The sequence below is a fragment of the Haemophilus sp. UMB1048 genome (genome assembly GCF_030218125.1).
Lineage (GTDB): Bacteria > Pseudomonadota > Gammaproteobacteria > Enterobacterales > Pasteurellaceae > Haemophilus_D.
In genome coordinates this window covers 315,905-335,552 of sequence record NZ_JASOPB010000001.1, presented here as the reverse complement: position 1 = coordinate 335,552, position 19,648 = coordinate 315,905, and the positions used below count along the sequence as shown (strand labels likewise).

General features: G+C 39.0%; 20 protein-coding genes. 16 read left to right on the top strand and 4 right to left on the bottom strand.

Going from position 1 to position 19,648, the window contains the following annotated elements:
• Positions 1-4: 4 nt before the first annotated feature.
• Complete coding sequence (locus QP437_RS01635; protein WP_285266713.1) at positions 5-844, bottom strand: hypothetical protein; 840 nt, start codon at positions 842-844, stop codon at positions 5-7.
• Between the two features lie 294 nt (positions 845-1,138).
• Here QP437_RS01635 and QP437_RS01630 point away from each other — a divergent pair, with 294 nt between their 5' ends.
• Positions 1,139-2,059 (top strand): hypothetical protein, encoded by a 921-nt coding sequence (locus QP437_RS01630; RefSeq protein ID WP_285266712.1) that lies wholly within the window; start codon positions 1,139-1,141, stop codon positions 2,057-2,059.
• Positions 2,060-2,152: 93 nt separating this feature from the next.
• Here QP437_RS01630 and pyrG read toward each other — a convergent pair whose 3' ends face one another.
• On the bottom strand, positions 2,153-3,790 hold the full coding sequence (gene pyrG / locus QP437_RS01625) for a glutamine hydrolyzing CTP synthase (RefSeq protein ID WP_197544942.1): 1,638 nt from the start codon (positions 3,788-3,790) through the stop codon (positions 2,153-2,155).
• A gap of 257 nt (positions 3,791-4,047) precedes the next feature.
• On the opposite strand from pyrG, the gene glmU reads away from it, so the two are divergent.
• The 3 genes from glmU (at position 4,048) to ispH (ending at position 6,967) form a co-directional block, all read left to right on the top strand.
• Positions 4,048-5,418 carry a bifunctional UDP-N-acetylglucosamine diphosphorylase/glucosamine-1-phosphate N-acetyltransferase GlmU gene (gene glmU / locus QP437_RS01620; RefSeq protein ID WP_285266711.1) on the top strand — a complete coding sequence of 457 codons (1,371 nt, stop codon included), beginning with the start codon at positions 4,048-4,050 and terminating at the stop codon, positions 5,416-5,418.
• Positions 5,419-5,534: 116 nt separating this feature from the next.
• Entirely contained in the window at positions 5,535-6,026 is a 492-nt protein-coding gene (gene lspA / locus QP437_RS01615; RefSeq protein ID WP_049364014.1) for a signal peptidase II, read from the top strand.
• Positions 6,023-6,967, top strand: coding sequence for a 4-hydroxy-3-methylbut-2-enyl diphosphate reductase (gene ispH, locus QP437_RS01610; RefSeq protein WP_285266710.1), 945 nt, complete (start codon positions 6,023-6,025; stop codon positions 6,965-6,967). Before lspA ends, ispH begins: the two co-directional genes overlap by 4 nt.
• Before the next feature lie 48 nt (positions 6,968-7,015).
• On the opposite strand, the gene QP437_RS01605 is transcribed toward ispH, so the two are convergent.
• Positions 7,016-7,387, bottom strand: coding sequence for a DUF305 domain-containing protein (locus tag QP437_RS01605; RefSeq protein WP_049357924.1), 372 nt, complete (start codon positions 7,385-7,387; stop codon positions 7,016-7,018).
• A gap of 131 nt (positions 7,388-7,518) precedes the next feature.
• Here QP437_RS01605 and rdgB point away from each other — a divergent pair, with 131 nt between their 5' ends.
• The 7 genes from rdgB (at position 7,519) to QP437_RS01570 (ending at position 13,830) form a co-directional block, all read left to right on the top strand.
• Entirely contained in the window at positions 7,519-8,118 is a 600-nt protein-coding gene (gene rdgB, locus QP437_RS01600) for an RdgB/HAM1 family non-canonical purine NTP pyrophosphatase (protein WP_285266709.1), read from the top strand.
• Between the two features lie 38 nt (positions 8,119-8,156).
• Positions 8,157-8,474 carry a heavy metal-binding domain-containing protein gene (locus QP437_RS01595; RefSeq protein WP_005698058.1) on the top strand — a complete coding sequence of 106 codons (318 nt, stop codon included), beginning with the start codon at positions 8,157-8,159 and terminating at the stop codon, positions 8,472-8,474.
• A 144-nt stretch (positions 8,475-8,618) separates the two neighbouring features.
• Positions 8,619-8,969 (top strand): helix-hairpin-helix domain-containing protein, encoded by a 351-nt coding sequence (locus QP437_RS01590; protein WP_285266708.1) that lies wholly within the window; start codon positions 8,619-8,621, stop codon positions 8,967-8,969.
• A gap of 212 nt (positions 8,970-9,181) precedes the next feature.
• Positions 9,182-10,036 (top strand): formate transporter FocA, encoded by an 855-nt coding sequence (focA, locus tag QP437_RS01585; protein ID WP_049369830.1) that lies wholly within the window; start codon positions 9,182-9,184, stop codon positions 10,034-10,036.
• A 53-nt stretch (positions 10,037-10,089) separates the two neighbouring features.
• A complete protein-coding gene (pflB, locus tag QP437_RS01580) occupies positions 10,090-12,402 on the top strand; it encodes a formate C-acetyltransferase (RefSeq protein WP_065244605.1) in 2,313 nt (770 codons plus the stop codon).
• A gap of 129 nt (positions 12,403-12,531) precedes the next feature.
• The gene (pflA, locus tag QP437_RS01575; RefSeq protein ID WP_014064228.1) at positions 12,532-13,272 is read left to right on the top strand and encodes a pyruvate formate lyase 1-activating protein; all 741 of its coding nucleotides are present in this window, start codon (positions 12,532-12,534) and stop codon (positions 13,270-13,272) included.
• A 54-nt stretch (positions 13,273-13,326) separates the two neighbouring features.
• Positions 13,327-13,830 (top strand): surface-adhesin E family protein, encoded by a 504-nt coding sequence (locus tag QP437_RS01570; protein ID WP_054420262.1) that lies wholly within the window; start codon positions 13,327-13,329, stop codon positions 13,828-13,830.
• A gap of 121 nt (positions 13,831-13,951) precedes the next feature.
• Here QP437_RS01570 and efp read toward each other — a convergent pair whose 3' ends face one another.
• Positions 13,952-14,518, bottom strand: a complete 567-nt coding sequence (gene efp / locus QP437_RS01565; RefSeq protein WP_007241760.1) for an elongation factor P — start codon at positions 14,516-14,518, stop codon at positions 13,952-13,954.
• Positions 14,519-14,554: 36 nt separating this feature from the next.
• On the opposite strand from efp, the gene epmB reads away from it, so the two are divergent.
• The 5 genes from epmB to rlmD all read left to right on the top strand — a co-directional run bounded on the left by epmB (position 14,555) and on the right by rlmD (position 19,610).
• On the top strand, positions 14,555-15,571 hold the full coding sequence (gene epmB, locus QP437_RS01560) for an EF-P beta-lysylation protein EpmB (protein WP_285266736.1): 1,017 nt from the start codon (positions 14,555-14,557) through the stop codon (positions 15,569-15,571).
• A 75-nt stretch (positions 15,572-15,646) separates the two neighbouring features.
• Positions 15,647-17,038: an opacity-associated protein OapA gene (gene oapA, locus QP437_RS01555; protein ID WP_285266707.1), complete on the top strand. Its 1,392-nt coding sequence runs from the start codon at positions 15,647-15,649 to the stop codon at positions 17,036-17,038.
• A gap of 105 nt (positions 17,039-17,143) precedes the next feature.
• Positions 17,144-17,551 carry an MliC family protein gene (locus QP437_RS01550; RefSeq protein ID WP_049364780.1) on the top strand — a complete coding sequence of 136 codons (408 nt, stop codon included), beginning with the start codon at positions 17,144-17,146 and terminating at the stop codon, positions 17,549-17,551.
• Positions 17,552-17,558: 7 nt separating this feature from the next.
• Positions 17,559-18,263, top strand: coding sequence for a DNA repair protein RecO (gene recO / locus QP437_RS01545; RefSeq protein ID WP_285266706.1), 705 nt, complete (start codon positions 17,559-17,561; stop codon positions 18,261-18,263).
• Between the two features lie 36 nt (positions 18,264-18,299).
• Positions 18,300-19,610 (top strand): 23S rRNA (uracil(1939)-C(5))-methyltransferase RlmD, encoded by a 1,311-nt coding sequence (rlmD, locus tag QP437_RS01540; RefSeq protein ID WP_285266705.1) that lies wholly within the window; start codon positions 18,300-18,302, stop codon positions 19,608-19,610.
• Positions 19,611-19,648: the final 38 nt, after the last annotated feature.

The window sequence follows — 19,648 nt, the reverse complement described above, 5'->3', positions numbered from 1 at the left end:
TAGTTTATTGATAATATTCATATTTCTTTGTGGTTTTATTTAACCATATACCTTTTTCATCATACATAATGCTTTCAATTACATTACCGTGTTGATCAAATTTATGACGTGTTGTGAGCGTCTCTTCTAATTTCCCATGTAGGTCAAAAATTTCGCGTTTTAATTCATTGTGGTTTTTATCATAAGTAAAATCTGCTCGTCCATTATTAAAAGATGTGTTATTTACAAAGTTACCATTTTCTAGATAACGATAAGTTTCGCAATTGCTTTCTTTTCCATTGTCATCAAAGTCACAAGCTTTGATGAGTTTATCGTCCTTGTAATGGAATTTTTTCGCATGGCCGTCAAGCATCCCTGCATAAGAAACGTCTTCAGAGATGAGTTTGCCATCTTTGTCGTAAACTCTTTTGATGTAATCTTCTTGAAAATTCGGTTTTTTCGGCTTTTTGCCTACATAGGTGATTTCTAAAATGACGCCTGAACCATCGCGGTTTTCTTGATAGTGGTAGAGTCTTCCATGAGTCTCTTTATAGATATCGGAACGAATTTCTTCTAATCGATTGTTTTGATCATATCGATAATTCGCCGTCGTTTTATCGGAAAATTCAGATTCTTGGGTAATCTCTTCAGTCTTAATTAAAAAGCCTTGTTCGTTATAAAATTGACGAACATCGTTCGTGACCACTTCTCCTTCTGCCGCTTCAGGATTATCTTCCGAATGTGAAATAACGGATTTCACTTTGCCTTGTAAGTGATTCGCTTGCCAATCAGTTTGAACAGGGAAAAGTGCGAAAGCAGAGGTAGAAAGGCTAGCGAGAAGGGCTGTCAGTAAAAATTTATGCATGGTTATTCCTTTTATCATAAGCGGTCGGATTTAATAAATGTTTTGCAAATAAATGCTGAAAAATAACCGCTTGTTTAAGTTGGGTAAATAGTTGATTTAAATGTTATACTAATTTAAATTGGTTTTAAAGTGCAGTGAAATAATCTCGCTTTTTTATAAGGCAAGCAGATTATAAATGTATTCAAAAAAGTAAAAGTTTAGCGCTATCGCTTAGAAAAACATCATATACAGATATGTTGATTAAGAGAGATATTAGAAAATATGCAAAGGTTAAAGACATCATTAGAAATATTTTTGTGGACAATTGGTATATTGTTTGGAATTGTCACGTTATTATTTATTTTGAGTTATTTTGTATTTTATGTTTTGTTCTCTTCAGCTCCACAAGATTGGGGGCTTAGAGGCGTTCAGTTACAAGATAAACCGTATTTAGCAGGTATTGATGATTTATCTCCGAATGCATTTGTTTTTGCAACAACCGGAGAAGATGCACCAGATTATGTTATTACGCTCGATAATACGTATTTTAAGTGGGGCGATTTTCGTTTAAATAAACTTTCATTAAATAGTAATGTAGTTGAAATCAATGATTTGGTTAGATTGGGTAAACAACATGATACTGACTTAGGCATGCCGGAAACGATTTCTATTAATGGACAGTCTTGTTTGAGTAGAGGAAGTTTTGTTTTTGTACGAATAAAAGGTAAGGGGCCTTCGATACCTTATTCTGATTTTACCTTAGCCAGTTGTGAAATACCTGAAGGTGAAGTTATTCTACCGACGATTCGTTTAAAGACTAAAGTTGCATTTTATGAAAATCGCCAGCTCAATTATGATTACCTTTGGAAAGATAATGAGTTAATAAGCTCACAAATAAAGCAAGCTCATAGTTATAATACGAACTTTATAGAGCCGAGTTTGCAAGTTCAGTTAGCTAATGATAAAGATAAATTTGATATTTGGTGGTATTACACTGATTTAACCAATCATGCGAAGCTTATCCAAGTTGTTCACGGTGATTATATGGATGAAGCAAGTAGTGAAAGGAATTTTGTTATTGGTGAGTGTCGTTATAAAGTAGATAACACTCGAATTTATCTCACTGATTTAACAAAAGATACCGCACATTGGCATTTTATTGATGATTTCGATTCAGGTGATATTTCTGATAAATGTAAAATGCAGATCTTGCCTTATCGTTTGGTGAAACGGTAATCGAATCAATCAAATTAAAATGCTTAAAAATACAAAGTGCGGTCAAAAACACAAGGATTTTTGACCGCACTTGTTTATGGAATTATCAGAAAATTACTTTTCAGTTTTTAACTGATTTTCTCTGGCTGCTTTGACAAAGCCTTCGAATAATGGGTGGCCATCACGTGGCGTTGACGTAAATTCTGGATGGAATTGACATGCTACAAACCATGGGTGGTTTGGTACTTCAATAATTTCCACTAATTTACGATCCGCAGATAAGCCAGTCACTTTAAGTCCCGCTTTTTCAATTTGTGGAAGCAGGTTATTGTTCACTTCATAACGGTGACGGTGACGCTCTTCAATCGTTTCTTTGCCATATAATGCACGCGCTTTTGAGCCTTCAATTAAATGACATTGTTGCGCACCTAAACGCATCGTACCACCCAGATCTGAATTATCATCACGGGTTTCAATGTGGCCTTCCGCATCTTGCCATTCTGTAATCAAACCCACAACAGGTTGCTCACAGTGACGATCAAATTCAGATGAGTTGGCTTTTTCAAGACCAGCGACATTACGCGCGTATTCGATTAACGCAATTTGCATCCCTAAACAAATACCAAGGTAAGGAACATTGTTTTCACGCGCATATTTTGCGGTCAAAATTTTGCCTTCTACACCACGATAGCCAAAGCCGCCCGGTACTAAAATACCATCGACACCTTTTAATACATCAGTGCCTTTGGTTTCAACATCTTGAGAATCAATGTATTTGATATGCACGCTTAAACGGTTTTTCAAACCTGCGTGTTTTAAGGCTTCATTCACGGATTTATAAGCGTCTGGTAATTCAGTATATTTACCTACCATACCGATGGTGACATCGCCCACAGGGTTTGCTTCTTGATAAAGCACTTGTTCCCATTCTGAAAGGTCCGCTTCTGGACAGTCTAAGTGGAAACGTTGGCAGATGAATTCATCCAAACCTTGTGATTTCAATAACGCAGGAATTTGGTAGATTGAATTTACATCTTTTAATGAGATGACCGCACGTTCTGGTACGTTACAGAATAAGGCGATTTTTGCACGTTCGTTTGGTGGAATCATGCGATCTGAGCGGCAGATAAGCACATCTGGCTGAATACCAATCGAAAGTAATTCTTTTACAGAATGTTGCGTTGGCTTGGTTTTCACTTCGCCCGCCGTTGGGATGTATGGCACTAACGTTAAGTGCATAAAGAGAGTATTCTCACGACCTACTTGTACGGCAAGTTGACGAAGAGCTTCTAAGAATGGAAGTGATTCAATATCACCTACTGTTCCGCCTACTTCCACGATAACCACATCATGGCCTTGTGCGCCGGCAATCACGCGATCTTTGATCTCATTGGTGATGTGTGGGATAACTTGAATTGTCGCACCTAAATAATCACCACGACGCTCTTTGCGTAATACTTCAGAATAAATTTTACCTGTAGTGAAGTTGTTGCGTTTGGTCATTTTGGTACGAATAAAACGCTCGTAGTGACCTAAGTCTAAATCGGTTTCCGCCCCGTCTTGTGTCACGAACACTTCGCCGTGTTGGGTTGGGCTCATTGTACCCGGATCCACGTTGATATAAGGGTCTAATTTCATAATAGTCACGTTTAAGCCACGTGCTTCTAAAATGGCTGCCAATGATGCTGCAGCAATACCTTTACCTAACGATGAAACCACACCGCCTGTGACGAAAATATAATTTGTAGCCATAGTGAGAGACCTAAAATGTTGGGATAAAAATGATTATAGCCAATCATCTTTTATGCAAATTTGTGTAGAATGCTGAAAAGTGCGGTCAAAAATAAAAGAAAAGATGATTAGCTATCAAGACGGGAGGATAGTTTACAGGATTTGAGATTTTTATACAATCTTGTCTTGTCAGGAATGTATGAAAATTAAATGGCTTATCATATTCTCCATTCTACGATAGAATACGCCCAAATTTTTTATAAAGAAGAGAAGAATTTATGACAAATAAAGCATTAAGCGTGGTGATTTTAGCAGCCGGTAAAGGCACTCGTATGTATTCTGATTTACCTAAAGTCTTGCACAAAGTGGCAGGTAAACCGATGGTAAAACATGTGATTGATACGGCAAATCAATTAGGTGCGGAAAACGTGCATTTGATTTACGGTCACGGTGGCGAATTAATGCGTGAGTGTTTGGCAAATGAAAGCGTGAACTGGGTATTCCAAGCGGAACAATTGGGTACAGGACATGCTATGCAACAAGCAATGCCTTTTTTCCGTGATGATGAAAATGTTTTAATGGTGTATGGCGATGGCCCAATGATCACACCGGAAACATTGCAAAAATTAATCGATGCGAAACCTGAAAATGGTATCGCAGTGTTAACCGTCGTATTAGATAACCCAACAGGTTATGGTCGAATCGTACGTGAAAATGGCAAAGTTGTAGGGATTGTTGAACAAAAAGATGCAACGCCTGAGCAGCTTAAAATTCAAGAGATTAATACAGGTGTGTTAGTTTCAGATGGTGCAAGTTTCAAAAAATGGTTAGCGCGTTTAGATAATAATAATGCACAAGGCGAGTTTTATATTACTGATATAATTGGCTTAGCTCATCAAGATGGTTGTCCGATTGTAGCTGTGCAAGCAACTGATTTTATGGAAGTTGAAGGGGTAAATAATCGCCTACAATTAGCCAAAATGGAACGCTATTATCAACGTAAACAAGCAGAAAAACTTTTACTTGCAGGCGTGATGTTAATTGACCCTGAGCGTTTTGATTTACGCGGTACATTAGAACACGGTAAGGATGTTGAAATTGATGTGAACGTAATTGTGGAAGGCAATGTGCGTTTAGGTGATCGTGTAAAAATTGGTGCAGGTTGTGTATTGAAAAACGTGACGATTGGTGATGATGTTGAGCTCAAACCTTATTCTGTTTTAGAAGACGCAACAATTGGTGAGAAAGCAGCGATTGGCCCATTCTCTCGTTTACGTCCAGGTGCTGAATTAGCCGCTGAAACCCATGTGGGTAACTTCGTGGAAATTAAAAAATCTACAGTAGGTAAAGGTTCTAAAGTAAACCACCTCACTTATGTGGGTGATACCGAAATCGGAGAGAACTGTAACATTGGTGCCGGTGTCATTACTTGTAACTATGACGGTGCAAATAAATTTAAAACAATCATTGGTAACAATGTATTTGTTGGATCGGATACGCAGTTAGTCGCGCCAGTTACCGTTGCAGATGGCGCAACCATTGGAGCTGGTTCAACGATCACTCAAAATATTGAGAAAGATGAGCTGGTGATTACTCGCGTGCCACAACGCCATATTCAAGGTTGGCAAAGACCGGTGAAGAAAAAGTAATTAACATTGAAAGGCGAACCAATGTGTTCGCCTTTTATGATTTGATGCCTTTTACTTTATAAAGGTTGTTCGAGTTGCTAAAATCATCGTCCATTTATAAAGACAGATAATTTCCTATGACAAAAAATAAAACAGGACTTTCATTCCTTTGGATAAGTGCGGTCGCATTTATCCTCGATTTACTGACCAAATATATTGTAGTGCAACGCTTTGATCTCTATGAAAGCGTGAACCTATTACCCATTTTTAATTTAACCTACGTACGTAATTACGGTGCAGCATTTAGCTTTTTAGCTGAGCATGATGGTTGGCAGAAATATTTTTTTATCGTGCTAGCAATCGGGATTTCTTTAATGCTGGCTTACTTTATGAAAAAGAATTCGGCAGAGCAAAAATTACAAAACTCAGCTTATGCACTGATTATTGGTGGCGCTTTAGCCAATATGGTGGACCGTGCGTATAACGGTTTTGTGGTGGATTTCTTGGATTTTTATTGGGATATTTATCATTATCCGGTATTCAATGTGGCAGATATTGCAATTTGTATTGGTGCGGGTTTATTAGCATTAGATGCCTTTAAAGGTGATAAAAAGAGCGGTCAAAAATGAAGATAATTTTAGCTAACCCTCGCGGATTTTGCGCGGGTGTCGATCGAGCCATTAGCATTGTTGAATTAGCACTTGAAATTCATGGTGCACCAATTTATGTACGTCATGAAGTGGTGCATAACCGTTTTGTGGTGAATGGTTTGCGTGAGCGTGGGGCGATTTTTGTAGAAGAACTAAGTGAAGTGCCAGATGGCGCCATTGTGATTTTCTCCGCCCATGGCGTGTCACAAGCTGTTCGTCAAGAAGCAAAAGATCGTCAGTTAAAAGTATTTGATGCAACTTGTCCGTTGGTAACCAAAGTACATATGCAAGTGGCACGTGCGAGCCGTAAAGGGACGAAAGCGATTTTGATTGGACACAAAGGCCATCCCGAAGTGGAAGGCACAATGGGGCAGTATAATAATGCCGAAGGTGGTATTTTCTTAATTGAAAGCGTGGAAGATATTGCTCGTTTGCCGGTTCAAGAAAATGATGATTTAACCTTTATGACGCAAACCACACTCTCTCTTGATGATACAGCAGAAACTATTAGTGCATTGAAAGATAAATATCCTGCTATTCAAGGCCCACATAAAAACGATATTTGCTATGCTACAACCAATCGCCAAGAAGCAGTGCGTGAATTAGCGAAACAATGTGAGCTAGTCGTGGTTGTAGGCTCTAAAAACTCATCGAATTCTAACCGTTTAGCTGAGTTGGCATCGCGTATGGGCGTGAAATCAAAATTGATTGATGATCCAAATGATGTGGCAGCAGATTGGTTTGAAGGCGTTGAAACAATTGGTGTGACAGCAGGGGCTTCAGCACCGGAAGAGTTGGTGCAATCCGTGATTGCTCGATTAAAAGAATTTGGTGCGGATAGTATCGAAGAGCTTCAAGGCTTAGAAGAGAATATGTTCTTTGAAGTGCCAAAAGAGCTACGAATAAAAGAAGTAAACTAATTCTATTAAAAAAGTGCGGTTAATTTACCGCACTTTTTTTGTGTTATTTTATTTTTTATTGTGCACTTTAAGCCATTTTTGCATTTGTTCAATTTCTGCCTGTTGAGCGTTAATAATATTCTCAGCAAGCTTACGCATCTCAGGATCTTTTCCGTATTTTAATTCAACTTCCGCCATTTTTACTGCGCCAATATGGTGTGGCAACATACCTGCTGCAAAAGCAACATCAGGATCTTTATATTGCGCAGCTGCCATCATGTCTTGATGCATTTGACTCATACCTTGCATCAATTCTTGTTGCATTGCAGAATCTGTCGACATTGGCATATTCATGTGTGCTTGATGCGGTTGTTCATTAGCTTGGGCATAAATTGAAACTGCAGCAGCGCTAAGTGTGATAAAAGTCATAAGTTTTTTCATGTTTTTCTCCTATGTGATAACTGAATGAGCACGAATCATAAACCTTGACCTAAGGTTAAAGTCAATATTTATTCCGAAATTTTTTGGTGAGATGTTAAAATGAGACAACGTTTGATATAAAGGACAAAATCATGAAACAAAAAATTGTGCTTGCCACGGGCAATAAAGGCAAAGTAAAAGAAATGGCAGATGTGTTAGCCGATTTCGGTTTTGAAGTGATTGCTCAGACAGATTTAGGCATTGAAAGCCCAGAGGAAACTGGCTTAACGTTTGTGGAAAATGCCATTCTGAAAGCACGTTATGCATCTGAAAAATCAGGTTTACCAGCCATTGCAGATGATTCCGGTCTTGTGGTGAATGCGTTAAATGGTGCGCCAGGATTGTATTCTGCACGCTATGCGGGTGTAGATGGTGAGGAAGCCGATGCGAAAAATCGTGAAAAATTACTGACAGAATTAGCAGATGTACCAACTGAACGTCGCCAAGCAAAATTTGTGAGTACGATTGTGTTATTACAACACCCAAGTGATCCTTCTCCAATCATTGCTCAAGGTGAATGTGATGGTAAGATTATTTATGAAGAGAAAGGTGAAAATGGCTTTGGTTATGATTCGCTCTTTTTTAGCCCAGAAAAAGGCTGTACTTTTGCAGAATTAGAAACCGTAGAGAAAAAGAAAATCTCTCATCGTGCGAAGGCATTAGACGTTTTAAAATCAAAATTAAGCGTCTAAAGTGCGGTTAATTTTTAACGAGAATTTAAGGATACAAAATGATTGTGACAACAACCCCTAATGTTGAAGGGAAACAAATCGTAGAATACAAACAAGTCGTCTTCGGTGAGGTGATTGCGGGCGCCAATTTCATGCGTGATTTTTTTGCAGGCATTACGGATGTGATTGGAGGGCGTTCTAGTGTTTATGAGCGTCGTATTAGTCGTGCGCGTCAAGATGCGTTGAAAGAACTAGAAGAAAAAGCGTATGCCTTGGGTGCTAATGCTATTGTTGGCGTGGAAGTTAACTACACAACAGTGGGCACGAAAAGCATGTTTATGGTGATTGCAAGTGGCACGGCAGTGGTGGTGCGCTAAGGTCGTTTTTTCATTTACTTAAATGTGATTTTTGCGATCAGGATCGCAAAAGTGCGGTCAATTTCTTGCGTGTTTTTGGTGTTTCTTAAAAATGTCGCTGTTGATATGAATCAACGGTACTTTTTGTTAATAAAGGGCATTTTTATGAAATTGATGAAACATTTATTTAGTTCATTATTTGTTGCGACCACAATGTTGAGCTCGCAAGTGTTTGCAGAAGAAAAGGTGGCTGAACAGGCTCAACCTCAAGTGCAAGTTCAGCAACAAACCGCATCACAAACTACACAACAAGCAGTGAGTGATAAATTAAATATCAATACCGCCAGTGCATCAGAAATTCAAAAAGCGCTAATTGGTATTGGTGCGAAAAAGGCAGAAGCCATTGTGCAGTATCGTGAAAAGCACGGTAATTTTACTATGGCAGAGCAATTGCTTGAAGTACAAGGCATTGGTAAAGCAACGTTAGAGAAAAATCGCGATCGTATTGCGTTTTAATCTGCGTTATTTATATATAAAAAGCGGGATAGTGATATCTCGCTTTTTTTGTATTTGAAGATGAAATTTACCAAAACTTGCAAAATATCAAATTTTTTTGAAATAAATGGGGGATTTCTTGCAAAGGTTTTTTAAGAGAGTAGAATGACGATAGGTATCAAAATACCTATGTTGAAGTATAAAAATAATCAATTAATTATTTGGAGTAAGATATGGCATCAGAAAATTTAAATCAATCTTCTGTTGCTCTCACACCAGTTGAAGCAACGGATTATGCTGAAAACGTCGCTGCGTATAAAGCGCAAAAACGTCCATTTTTATCATTCATGTCTGGTATTAGTGCTGGGGCTTGTATTGCATTAGCTTTTGTATTTTATACGACAACTCAAACAGCGAGCGCTGGCGCGCCTTGGGGATTAACCAAGTTAGTTGGTGGATTAGTCTTCTCTTTAGGCGTAATTATGGTGGTGATTTTAGGATCGGAATTATTCACCTCTTCTACTTTAACCTTAGTTGCCCGCGTAGGCGGTAAGATAACCACAACTCAAATGATCCGAAATTGGATTGTGGTATATTTAGGCAACTTCGTCGGCGGTTTATTTATTGCTGCGGTGATTTGGTTTGGGGGACAAACCATGGCAGCAAGTGGTCAATGGGGTTTAACCATTTTAGCAACCGCGCAACATAAAATTCATCATACTTGGTTTGAAGCATTTAACCTTGGTATTTTATGTAACATTATGGTGTGTGTAGCGGTATGGATGTCTTATTCCGGTAAAACTGTTACAGACAAAGCATTTATCATGATTATGCCAATTGGCTTATTTGTGGCATCAGGTTTTGAACACTGTGTGGCAAATATGTTTATGATTCCGCTTGGCATTATTACAGCACACTTTAGTACACCAGAATTTTGGCAACAAATTGGTGTGGATCCAATGAAATATGCAGACTTAGATCTTTATCATTTCATTGTGAAAAATTTAATTCCCGTAACGTTGGGCAACATTGTGGGCGGCGCAGTTTGTATCGGCTTATTCCAACGTTATTTAACTAAAGCTCACTAATGTACTAACGAACTAACAGACTTATTTTTTATCAATTAAAAAAGGAAATGACTATGTCAGAACTTAATGAAGCACAAAAAGTTGCGTGGGCAGGATTCGTTGCCGGTGATTGGCAAGAAAACGTCAACGTGCGTGATTTTATTCAGAAGAACTACACCCCGTATGAAGGTGATGATTCTTTCTTAGCAGGTCCAACCGAAGCGACAACAAAACTTTGGGAAACCGTAATGGAAGGGATCAAAGTTGAAAACCGTACTCACGCGCCATTAGACTTTGACGAGCATACGCCTTCAACGATTATTTCTCACGCTCCAGGTTACATCAATAAAGACTTGGAGAAAATCGTAGGTCTTCAAACTGATGCTCCATTAAAACGTGCCATTATGCCATTTGGTGGTATTAAAATGGTGGAAGGTTCATGTAAAGTTTACGGTCGTGAATTAAATCCTGAAGTGAAAAAAATCTTCACTGAATACCGTAAAACACATAACCAAGGTGTATTCGATGTTTATACGCCAGATATTTTACGTTGCCGTAAATCAGGTGTATTAACAGGTCTTCCAGATGCTTACGGTCGTGGCCGTATTATCGGTGACTACCGTCGTGTAGCACTTTACGGTGTAGACTTCTTAATGAAAGATAAATACGCACAATTCTCTTCTTTACAAAAAGACTTAGAAGATGGCGTAAATCTTGAAGCAACTATCCGTTTACGTGAAGAAATCGCAGAACAACACCGTGCATTAGGCCAAATGAAACAAATGGCAGCAAGCTACGGTTACGATATTTCTAACCCAGCAACCAATGCTAAAGAAGCAATTCAATGGATGTACTTTGCTTACTTAGCTGCAATCAAATCACAAAACGGTGCAGCGATGTCATTCGGTCGTACTGCAACCTTCATCGATATCTATATCGAACGTGATTTAAAAGCGGGTAAAATTACTGAAACTGAAGCGCAAGAATTAGTTGACCACTTAGTCATGAAACTTCGTATGGTTCGTTTCTTACGTACACCTGAATACGATCAATTATTCTCTGGTGACCCAATGTGGGCAACTGAAACTATCGCAGGTATGGGTTTAGATGGCCGTACATTAGTAACTAAAAATACATTCCGTATTTTACACACTCTTTACAACATGGGTACTTCTCCAGAACCAAACTTAACGATTCTTTGGTCTGAACAATTACCTGAAAACTTCAAACGTTTCTGTGCGAAAGTATCGATTGATACCTCATCAGTTCAGTACGAAAATGATGATTTAATGCGTCCAGACTTCAATAATGATGACTACGCGATCGCATGTTGTGTATCACCAATGGTTGTTGGTAAACAAATGCAATTCTTCGGTGCGCGTGCAAACTTAGCGAAAACATTGTTATACGCAATCAATGGCGGTATCGATGAAAAATTAGGTATGCAAGTAGGTCCGAAAACTGCACCAATCACTGATGAAGTGTTAGATTTCGACACAGTCATGACTCGTATGGACAGCTTTATGGATTGGTTGGCAAAACAATATGTGACTGCCTTAAACATCATCCACTACATGCACGATAAATATTCATACGAAGCAGCATTAATGGCGTTACATGATCGTGATGTATACCGTACCATGGCTTGTGGTATCGCAGGTCTTTCTGTTGCGGCAGACTCACTTTCAGCAATTAAATATGCGAAAGTTAAACCAGTTCGTGGCGACATCAAAGATAAAGATGGCAATGTTGTAGCAAGCAACGTAGCAATCGACTTCGAAATCGAAGGTGAATATCCACAATATGGTAACAACGACAACCGTGTTGATGACATCGCTTGTGACTTAGTTGAACGTTTCATGAAGAAAATTCAAAAACTTAAAACTTACCGCAACGCTGTGCCTACACAATCTGTATTAACCATTACTTCTAACGTAGTTTATGGTAAGAAAACAGGTAATACCCCAGATGGCCGTCGCTCAGGTGCGCCATTCGGACCAGGTGCGAACCCAATGCATGGTCGTGACCAAAAAGGTGCGGTAGCGTCATTAACTTCTGTTGCTAAACTTCCATTTGCTTACGCGAAAGATGGTATTTCTTACACCTTCTCAATCGTACCAAATGCGTTAGGTAAAGATGCAGAAGCACAACGTCGTAACCTTGCTGGCTTAATGGATGGTTACTTCCACCATGAAGCAACAGTAGAAGGTGGTCAACACTTAAACGTGAACGTGTTAAACCGTGAAATGTTATTAGATGCAATGGAAAATCCGGATAAATATCCGCAATTAACTATTCGTGTATCTGGTTACGCAGTACGTTTCAACTCTTTAACTAAAGAGCAACAACAAGACGTCGTCACTCGTACATTCACAGAATCGTTCTAAAACACGATAAAATTTAACCGCACTTTAGCGGGAACATAAAAATTATGAGCCTGATTTAAGTCAGGCTCATTTTTTATAGATGATATTTTTGGTAAAATTTAGTTATATTCATTTTTGGGAAATTTATGTATGTCTGTTCTAGGAAGAATTCACTCCTTTGAATCCTGTGGAACCGTGGATGGCCCGGGGATTCGCTTTATTTTATTTATGCAAGGCTGTTTAATGCGTTGTAAATATTGCCACAACCGTGATACTTGGGATCTTGAAGGTGGTCGCGAAATCAGTGTTGAAGAGCTCATGAAAGAAGTGGTGAGTTATCGCCATTTTATGAATGCAACTGGTGGTGGTGTGACTGCATCTGGTGGTGAGGCTGTTCTTCAAGCAGAATTTGTGCGAGATTGGTTCCGAGCTTGTAAAGCAGAAGGCATTAATACCTGTTTAGACACCAATGGTTTTGTGCGTCATTACGATCATATTATTGATGAATTGCTTGATGTAACCGATCTTGTGTTGCTTGATTTGAAAGAGCTGAACGATCAAGTGCACCAAAACCTGATTGGCGTGCCAAACAAACGTACGTTGGAATTTGCAAAATATCTGCAAAAACGAAATCAACGTACATGGATTCGTTATGTCGTGGTACCAGGTTACACAGACAGCGACCATGATATTCATTTATTAGGGCAATTTATTGAAGGTATGACCAATATTGAAAAAGTCGAACTTCTTCCTTATCATCGATTAGGCGCCCACAAATGGAAAACCCTTGGGTTTGACTATGAACTCGAAGATGTATTGCCTCCGACAAAAGAGTCGCTTGAGCATATTAAAAATATCTTAGAGGGATACGGACATACCGTAAAATACTAAGTGATAGTATGAAACGGTAAACAGCAAGCTTCAGTAAGCTTTAAGGAGAGAAAAATGAAAAAATTAGCATTAACGTTTTTAGGTGTAGCCCTTTTAGCAGGCTGTTCAGCTGTTCAACCGCCACTTCCTCAAGAAGAGGTGAAACTAAGCCCACCTTCTAAAGATAGAGTGGGTTATGTTCGATTGGTAAAAGATAAAAATTACTACATTGATGCTGATTCTATTTGGGTCGATAACCAAGATTTAAACCAAGTGCATTTTGATGCGGTAGTGAATTTGGATAAAGGCTTATATGTGTATCCAAACGAAACTAGACGTTATGCACGTTCTGTTCGTCAATATAAAATCTTAAACTGTAAGAACTACCATTTAACCCAAGTTCGTACCGATTTTTATGATGATTTCTGGGGTGAAGGTTTGCGTGCTGCACCGAAAAAACAAGAGAAATACACAATCAGCTTGAAGCCTAATACAACGCTTTATGCGGCGGCACAAATCATTTGTGTGAACTCAGATAGAAAACCTTCTTTAGAATTAGAAGGTTCAAAAGCGAAATAATCAATCAAAGTGCGGTTAGAAATAACCGCATTTTTTATATCCATAAAATTAATGCGCAAACAATAAAAAACGGCCAATATTCATTAAATATTGACCGCTCTTTTTATCTCGCGATGAAAGATTATTTCACGCGAGAAACGTATTCGCCTGAACGAGTATCGACTTTAATCACTTCGCCGATTTGAACGAAAAGAGGTACTTTCACCACAGCGCCAGTGCTTAATGTTGCTGGTTTACCGCCTGTACCTGCAGTATCACCTTTAAGACCTGGGTCTGTATCGATGATTTCTAATTCTACGAAGTTTGGTGGAGTAATGCTAATTGGCGCACCATTCCATAAAGTCACGATACAATCTGCTTGGTCTAATAACCATTTTTCTGCATCACCCACTGCTTTTGCATCAGCAGAGTATTGTTCGAATGTTTCTGGGTGCATGAAGTACCAGAATGCATCATCTTTGTATGAATAAGTGAGGTTAAGATCCATAACATCAGCAGCTTCAACCGATGTACCAGATTTGAAGTTTACATCTAATACTTTGCCTGAAATTAATTTACGAATACGAGTACGAGTAAAAGCTTGGCCTTTACCTGGTTTAACGAATTCGTTTTCAACGATCACACAAGGCTCACCGTCTTGCATAAATTTTAGACCTGGTTTGAAATCACTGGTAGTATATGTAGCCATATTAAAAATATCCTAAAAAATAGAGATTGTTTGAAAGTGCGTATTTTAACCCGAAATATTGCGATTAGAGAAGAACAAAATTGGTTAGAAACCCTAAAAAATGCGATTTCTGATCCGAAAATCTTATTAAAAACCTTAAATTTGCTCGTTGAAGATTTTGCCGAGGACATCGCAGCTCGTAAACTTTTTGCTATGCGAGTGCCTTTGCCTTTTGTTGAAAAAATGGAAAAAGGGAATCCGAAAGATCCACTTTTTTTGCAGGTGATGACGGTTCAGCAAGAATTTATTGACGCGGAGGGTTTTAGTCAAGATCCTTTAGATGAGCAGCAAAAAAATGCCGTGCCTAATATTCTGCATAAATACCAAAATCGCTTGCTGTTCATGGCAAAAGGGGGATGTGCAGTCAATTGTCGTTATTGCTTTCGTCGTCATTTTCCTTATGATCAAAACCCAGGCAATAAAACCAGTTGGCAACAAGCAATAGACTATATTGCCGCACATCCTGAAATCGAAGAAGTGATTTTTTCTGGGGGCGATCCGATGATGGCGAAGGATAGTGAATGGGCGTGGCTATTAGAACGTCTTGAAAAGATACCGCACTTACAGCGTTTGCGTATTCACTCTCGTTTGCCGGTCGTGATTCCAGAACGCATTACGGATGAATTTTGTGATTTATTGCAAAAAAGCCCATTACAAACAGTGTTTGTGACGCATATCAATCATCCAAATGAAATTGATGAAGAACTCGCTTTGGCTATGCAAAAACTGGCAGGTGCTAAGGTCACGTTACTCAATCAATCAGTCCTTTTAAAAGATGTGAATGATAACCCACATACATTAAAAGTATTAAGCGATAAGTTGTTTCAAGCGGGCATTCTGCCTTATTACTTGCATTTGTTGGATAAAGTGCAAGGTGCGAGCCATTTCTATATTTCAGATGAGAAAGCGTTACAAATTTATAAAGAATTACAGGCGCTCACTTCTGGCTATTTAGTACCCAAATTAGCTCGAGAAATTGGTGGAGAGCCAAATAAGACTTTATACACAGCGTAAGATCCGATAAAATACGATCCAATTTTTTACCGCACTTTTTGTGCGATCTTTAGTTTAGCAAATCGAGGTAATCCCGTGGATAATAAAAATCAACCTAACGACAATTCATCTCAAAATGAATTAGATTTAGGATTTAATCATTCAGACTCTGTGACCCCAAGAAAGCCGGTTCAACAAAGTGGCTCAATTTTTGATAAAGCCAAAGGTTTATTTGGTAAAAAAGAGCAACCAGATACGCAATTCCATGTTCGTCGCGAACCAACTTTTGGTGCGGCAGCAAGCCAACCTTTTTCACCTTCTCAAGCATTTCAAAGTGAAAATACTGAACAATCAGCTCCATCAAGTGCTTTCGGAACTCAAGAGCCCGTTGAGAATGTTCAGGTAGAAAACGTAGCGGAAGAAAAAGTGATTTTTGAAAATTCTCCTGCAGAAGAGATTGTGGAAGAAGTGACAACTCAAGCTGAAACAGTTGCACCGGCAGCCGCTGCGGCAGCAAGCTTGAAATCACCTGAAAAATGGAAGGTTCTACAAATGTTACCAGAAAAACATCGTCGTTTATTTATTGCAATTTTGGGTTTAGTGGTATTACTGATCATTTTCTTCACCCTAAAACCAAACTCAGATACGGTGGAGTCTTTTGAACAACAAAACAGTAATGAAATTCCAGTTCAATTCCAATCATTGGATCAGTCTCAACCAGTTGAAACTACAGTATTAGATAACAATAATACTACGGCTCCTGCAACAACAGAACAAACAGCAAATGATGCTAAATCAGATACACCTCCAGCAATGGAATATGTAGGTGATAAAGCAGATGCCGCTAAATCACAAACTGCAGAACCTGCACAACAAACTGTTGCTCAACAACCAGCAACTCAACCTGTGCCAGTTAAACCAACTCTTGATGCAACAAGTAAAGAACCATTGCTAAGAACACTGCAGCCAACGGCAGAAAAACATACTGCAACGGTTGAGCATAAAGCAGAACCTCGTCGTGAACATACACCAGTGGTTCAAGAGAAAAAACAACCTAAACCAGCAACTGAAAAAGTGACAGCTCAGCCGACTCAAACCGTGAAAAAAGAGCAAAGCAAAATTCAAGAAGCTAAACCTGTTGCGACTAAAGAAACTAAAGTTCAAATTGTGGAAGCGAAATCCGCAACCAACAAGACTGTGAAAGCTGCAGAACCAGTAGCTCAAACTGCTTCAACAGGTGCAACAAAAACATTAACTGTGCCGCAAGGTGTTTCACTGATGCAAGTATTCCGTGATAATAAATTGAATATTGCCGATGTGAATGCGATGACCAAAGCAAATGGTGCAGGTAATGCATTAAGCAGCTTTAAACCTGGTGACAAAGTACAGGTTTCAGTGAATAGTCAAGGTCGAGTAAGTGAGCTTCGCTTATCAAATGGCGGCAAGTTCATTCGTCAAGCCGACGGTTCATATCAGTATAAAAAATAATTTTTAGTGGGCGAGTAATCGCCCATTTTTCTAGATAAGATTGTTTATCCTTGCTCATTTTGCAAAGTGAGCAATCATAAACAACCCTTGATGGAAATAGAATTCATGTTAAAAAAATTAAGCGTAATTTTGACCGCACTTTGTCTTTCTGCTTGTTCACAAAATGTTGAATTAAGCAAACCAGCACCACAGAAAATGAAAGTGCAAACCGTTGATAAAAAATCCCAAAAGGGTTCAGCGACGGTTTATTTGTGTAAAGGCAATAAAGAAGTGAGTGTGGTTCATACCAAGCAAAAACAGAAAAGTAAAAAAACACTTAGTCAGGTGACCGTTACTTTTAATGATGTAACCGAAAAATTGACACGAGTGATTTCTGAGCGTGGGAGAAATTATGCGAATATTCGTTGGTATTGGCAGGAGCGTGATGACTTCAGTCAATTACAAACTAGCGTAGGTGAAGTGCTCGCAGAACGTTGTGTTAAACAACCAAGTGAATTAAAATCAGGCAAATAATTCTTTTATGGATCTCCAACGCGGCTTTGTATTACATCGTCGTCCTTATAGTGAAACCAGCCTTTTGGTGGATTTATTCACTGAAGAAACGGGACGTTTGACGGTTATTGCAAAAGGTGCACGTGCGAAACGTTCAGCATGGAAATCTGTCTTACAGCCTTTTACGCCATTACTTCTACGTTGGTCAGGGAAAGGTTCGTTAAAAACACTCACCAAAGCTGAGCCAGCTGCGATTACATTACCTTTACAACAGACGGCTCTATACAGCGGGTTTTATGTGAATGAATTGATTACGCGTGTGATCGAGCCCGAAACGGCCAATCCACAGCTTTTTCAGCATTATCTACAATGCTTAACAGGCTTAGCCACTCAGCCGCAGATTGAGCCTACACTGCGTCTATTTGAATTTCATTTACTTAAAATCTTAGGTTATGGCATTGATTTTTTGCATTGTGCAGGCTCAGGTTTGCCAGTGGATGACTCAATGACTTACCAATACCGTGCGGAAAAGGGCTTTATCGCTTCGTTAGTGAAAGATAACTTGACCTTTTATGGTCGAGATTTACTCGCCTTTGACCGTTTGGAATTTACCGATGAGGCGGTATTGCAAGCGGCAAAACGCTTTACCCGTATCGCACTTAAACCTTATTTAGGCGATAAGCCGCTGAAAAGTCGAGAATTATTTACGCAAAATGTACTTTATTTAAAGTAATCCCTTTCTTTGATACAAATAGATTAAAACACCATCATGGCTTTACTTTACGCTCCACAAAAAAAACAGAAAACCACACAAAGAATCGTCGCTGAAATTCAGGATTTAGATTATCAAGGGCTAGGTGTCGCCAAAATTCAAGGTAAAACCTGGTTCATTGAAAATGCTTTACCAACGGAAAAAGTGGAAGCGGTAGTGACCGATGAAAAACGTCAATATGGATTAGCGACTGCACAAAAATGGCTACAAGAGAGTAATCACCGTGTTGAGCCACAATGTCGTTATTATGGGCGTTGTGGTGGCTGCCAAGGTCAGCATATTCCTGTAGAAATGCAACGTAACGCTAAAGAGAAGGCCCTTTTTTCTCGATTAAGTAAACTGCAAGCAGAGCCCATTCAATTAATGCCAATGATTTGTGGTGAACAATGGGCTTATCGTCGTCGAGTACGATTAAGTTTACTGTGGAATGCTAAAAACAAAACCGTTGAAATGGGATTTCGTCAGAAAAACTCCAATCAGTTAGTGAGTATTCAACAATGCTTAGTCGCAGAGCCAGCGATTAATCATCTTATTCCCAAATTGACCGCACTTTGGGCGCAATATTCAGCCCCGAAACAATTAGGGCATATTGAATTGGTTTCTGCTGAGAATGGCGTAGCTATGTTGTTACGCTATAAAGGAAATTTAGCCGAAACTGACCGCACTTTATTGCTCGAGTTTGCACGCGTAAATACCGTAAATTTGTTTTTACAAGATGATCAAGGTATTCAACTTGTACATGGTGAAATGCCTTATTATGCATTAGACGGTATTCGTTTATCTTTTGATATCCGCGATTTTATTCAAGTGAATACCCACTTAAATCAGCAAATGGTTGAGACGGCTTTAGATTGGCTTGATTTGAATCAGGACGATCACGTTTTAGATTTGTTCTGTGGCATGGGCAATTTTACGTTGCCTTTAGCCAAACGTGTGAAAAGTGCGGTTGGAATTGAAGGTGTTTTTGATATGGTACAAAAAGCCCAATTGAATGCACAGTTTAACCACATCGATAATGTTGAATTTTATCAAGCCGATTTAGACCAAGCTTTTTCAGAACAACCTTGGGCCAAACAACATTTCAATAAAATTCTTCTCGACCCGCCTCGTAGCGGTGCGGCTTTTGCGCTGAATGCGTTATGTGAGCTAGGTGCAGAAAGCATTCTTTATGTATCTTGTAACCCTGCAACTTTAGTACGAGATGCAGAAATTCTCCGTTCTTTCGGGTATCGCATCATCAAAACGGCCATGATTGATATGTTCCCACATACCAGTCATTTGGAGTCGGTGACATTATTTATCAAATAAGGTGTAAATTCTGATAGAATAGTCAGACTTTTTTGTTG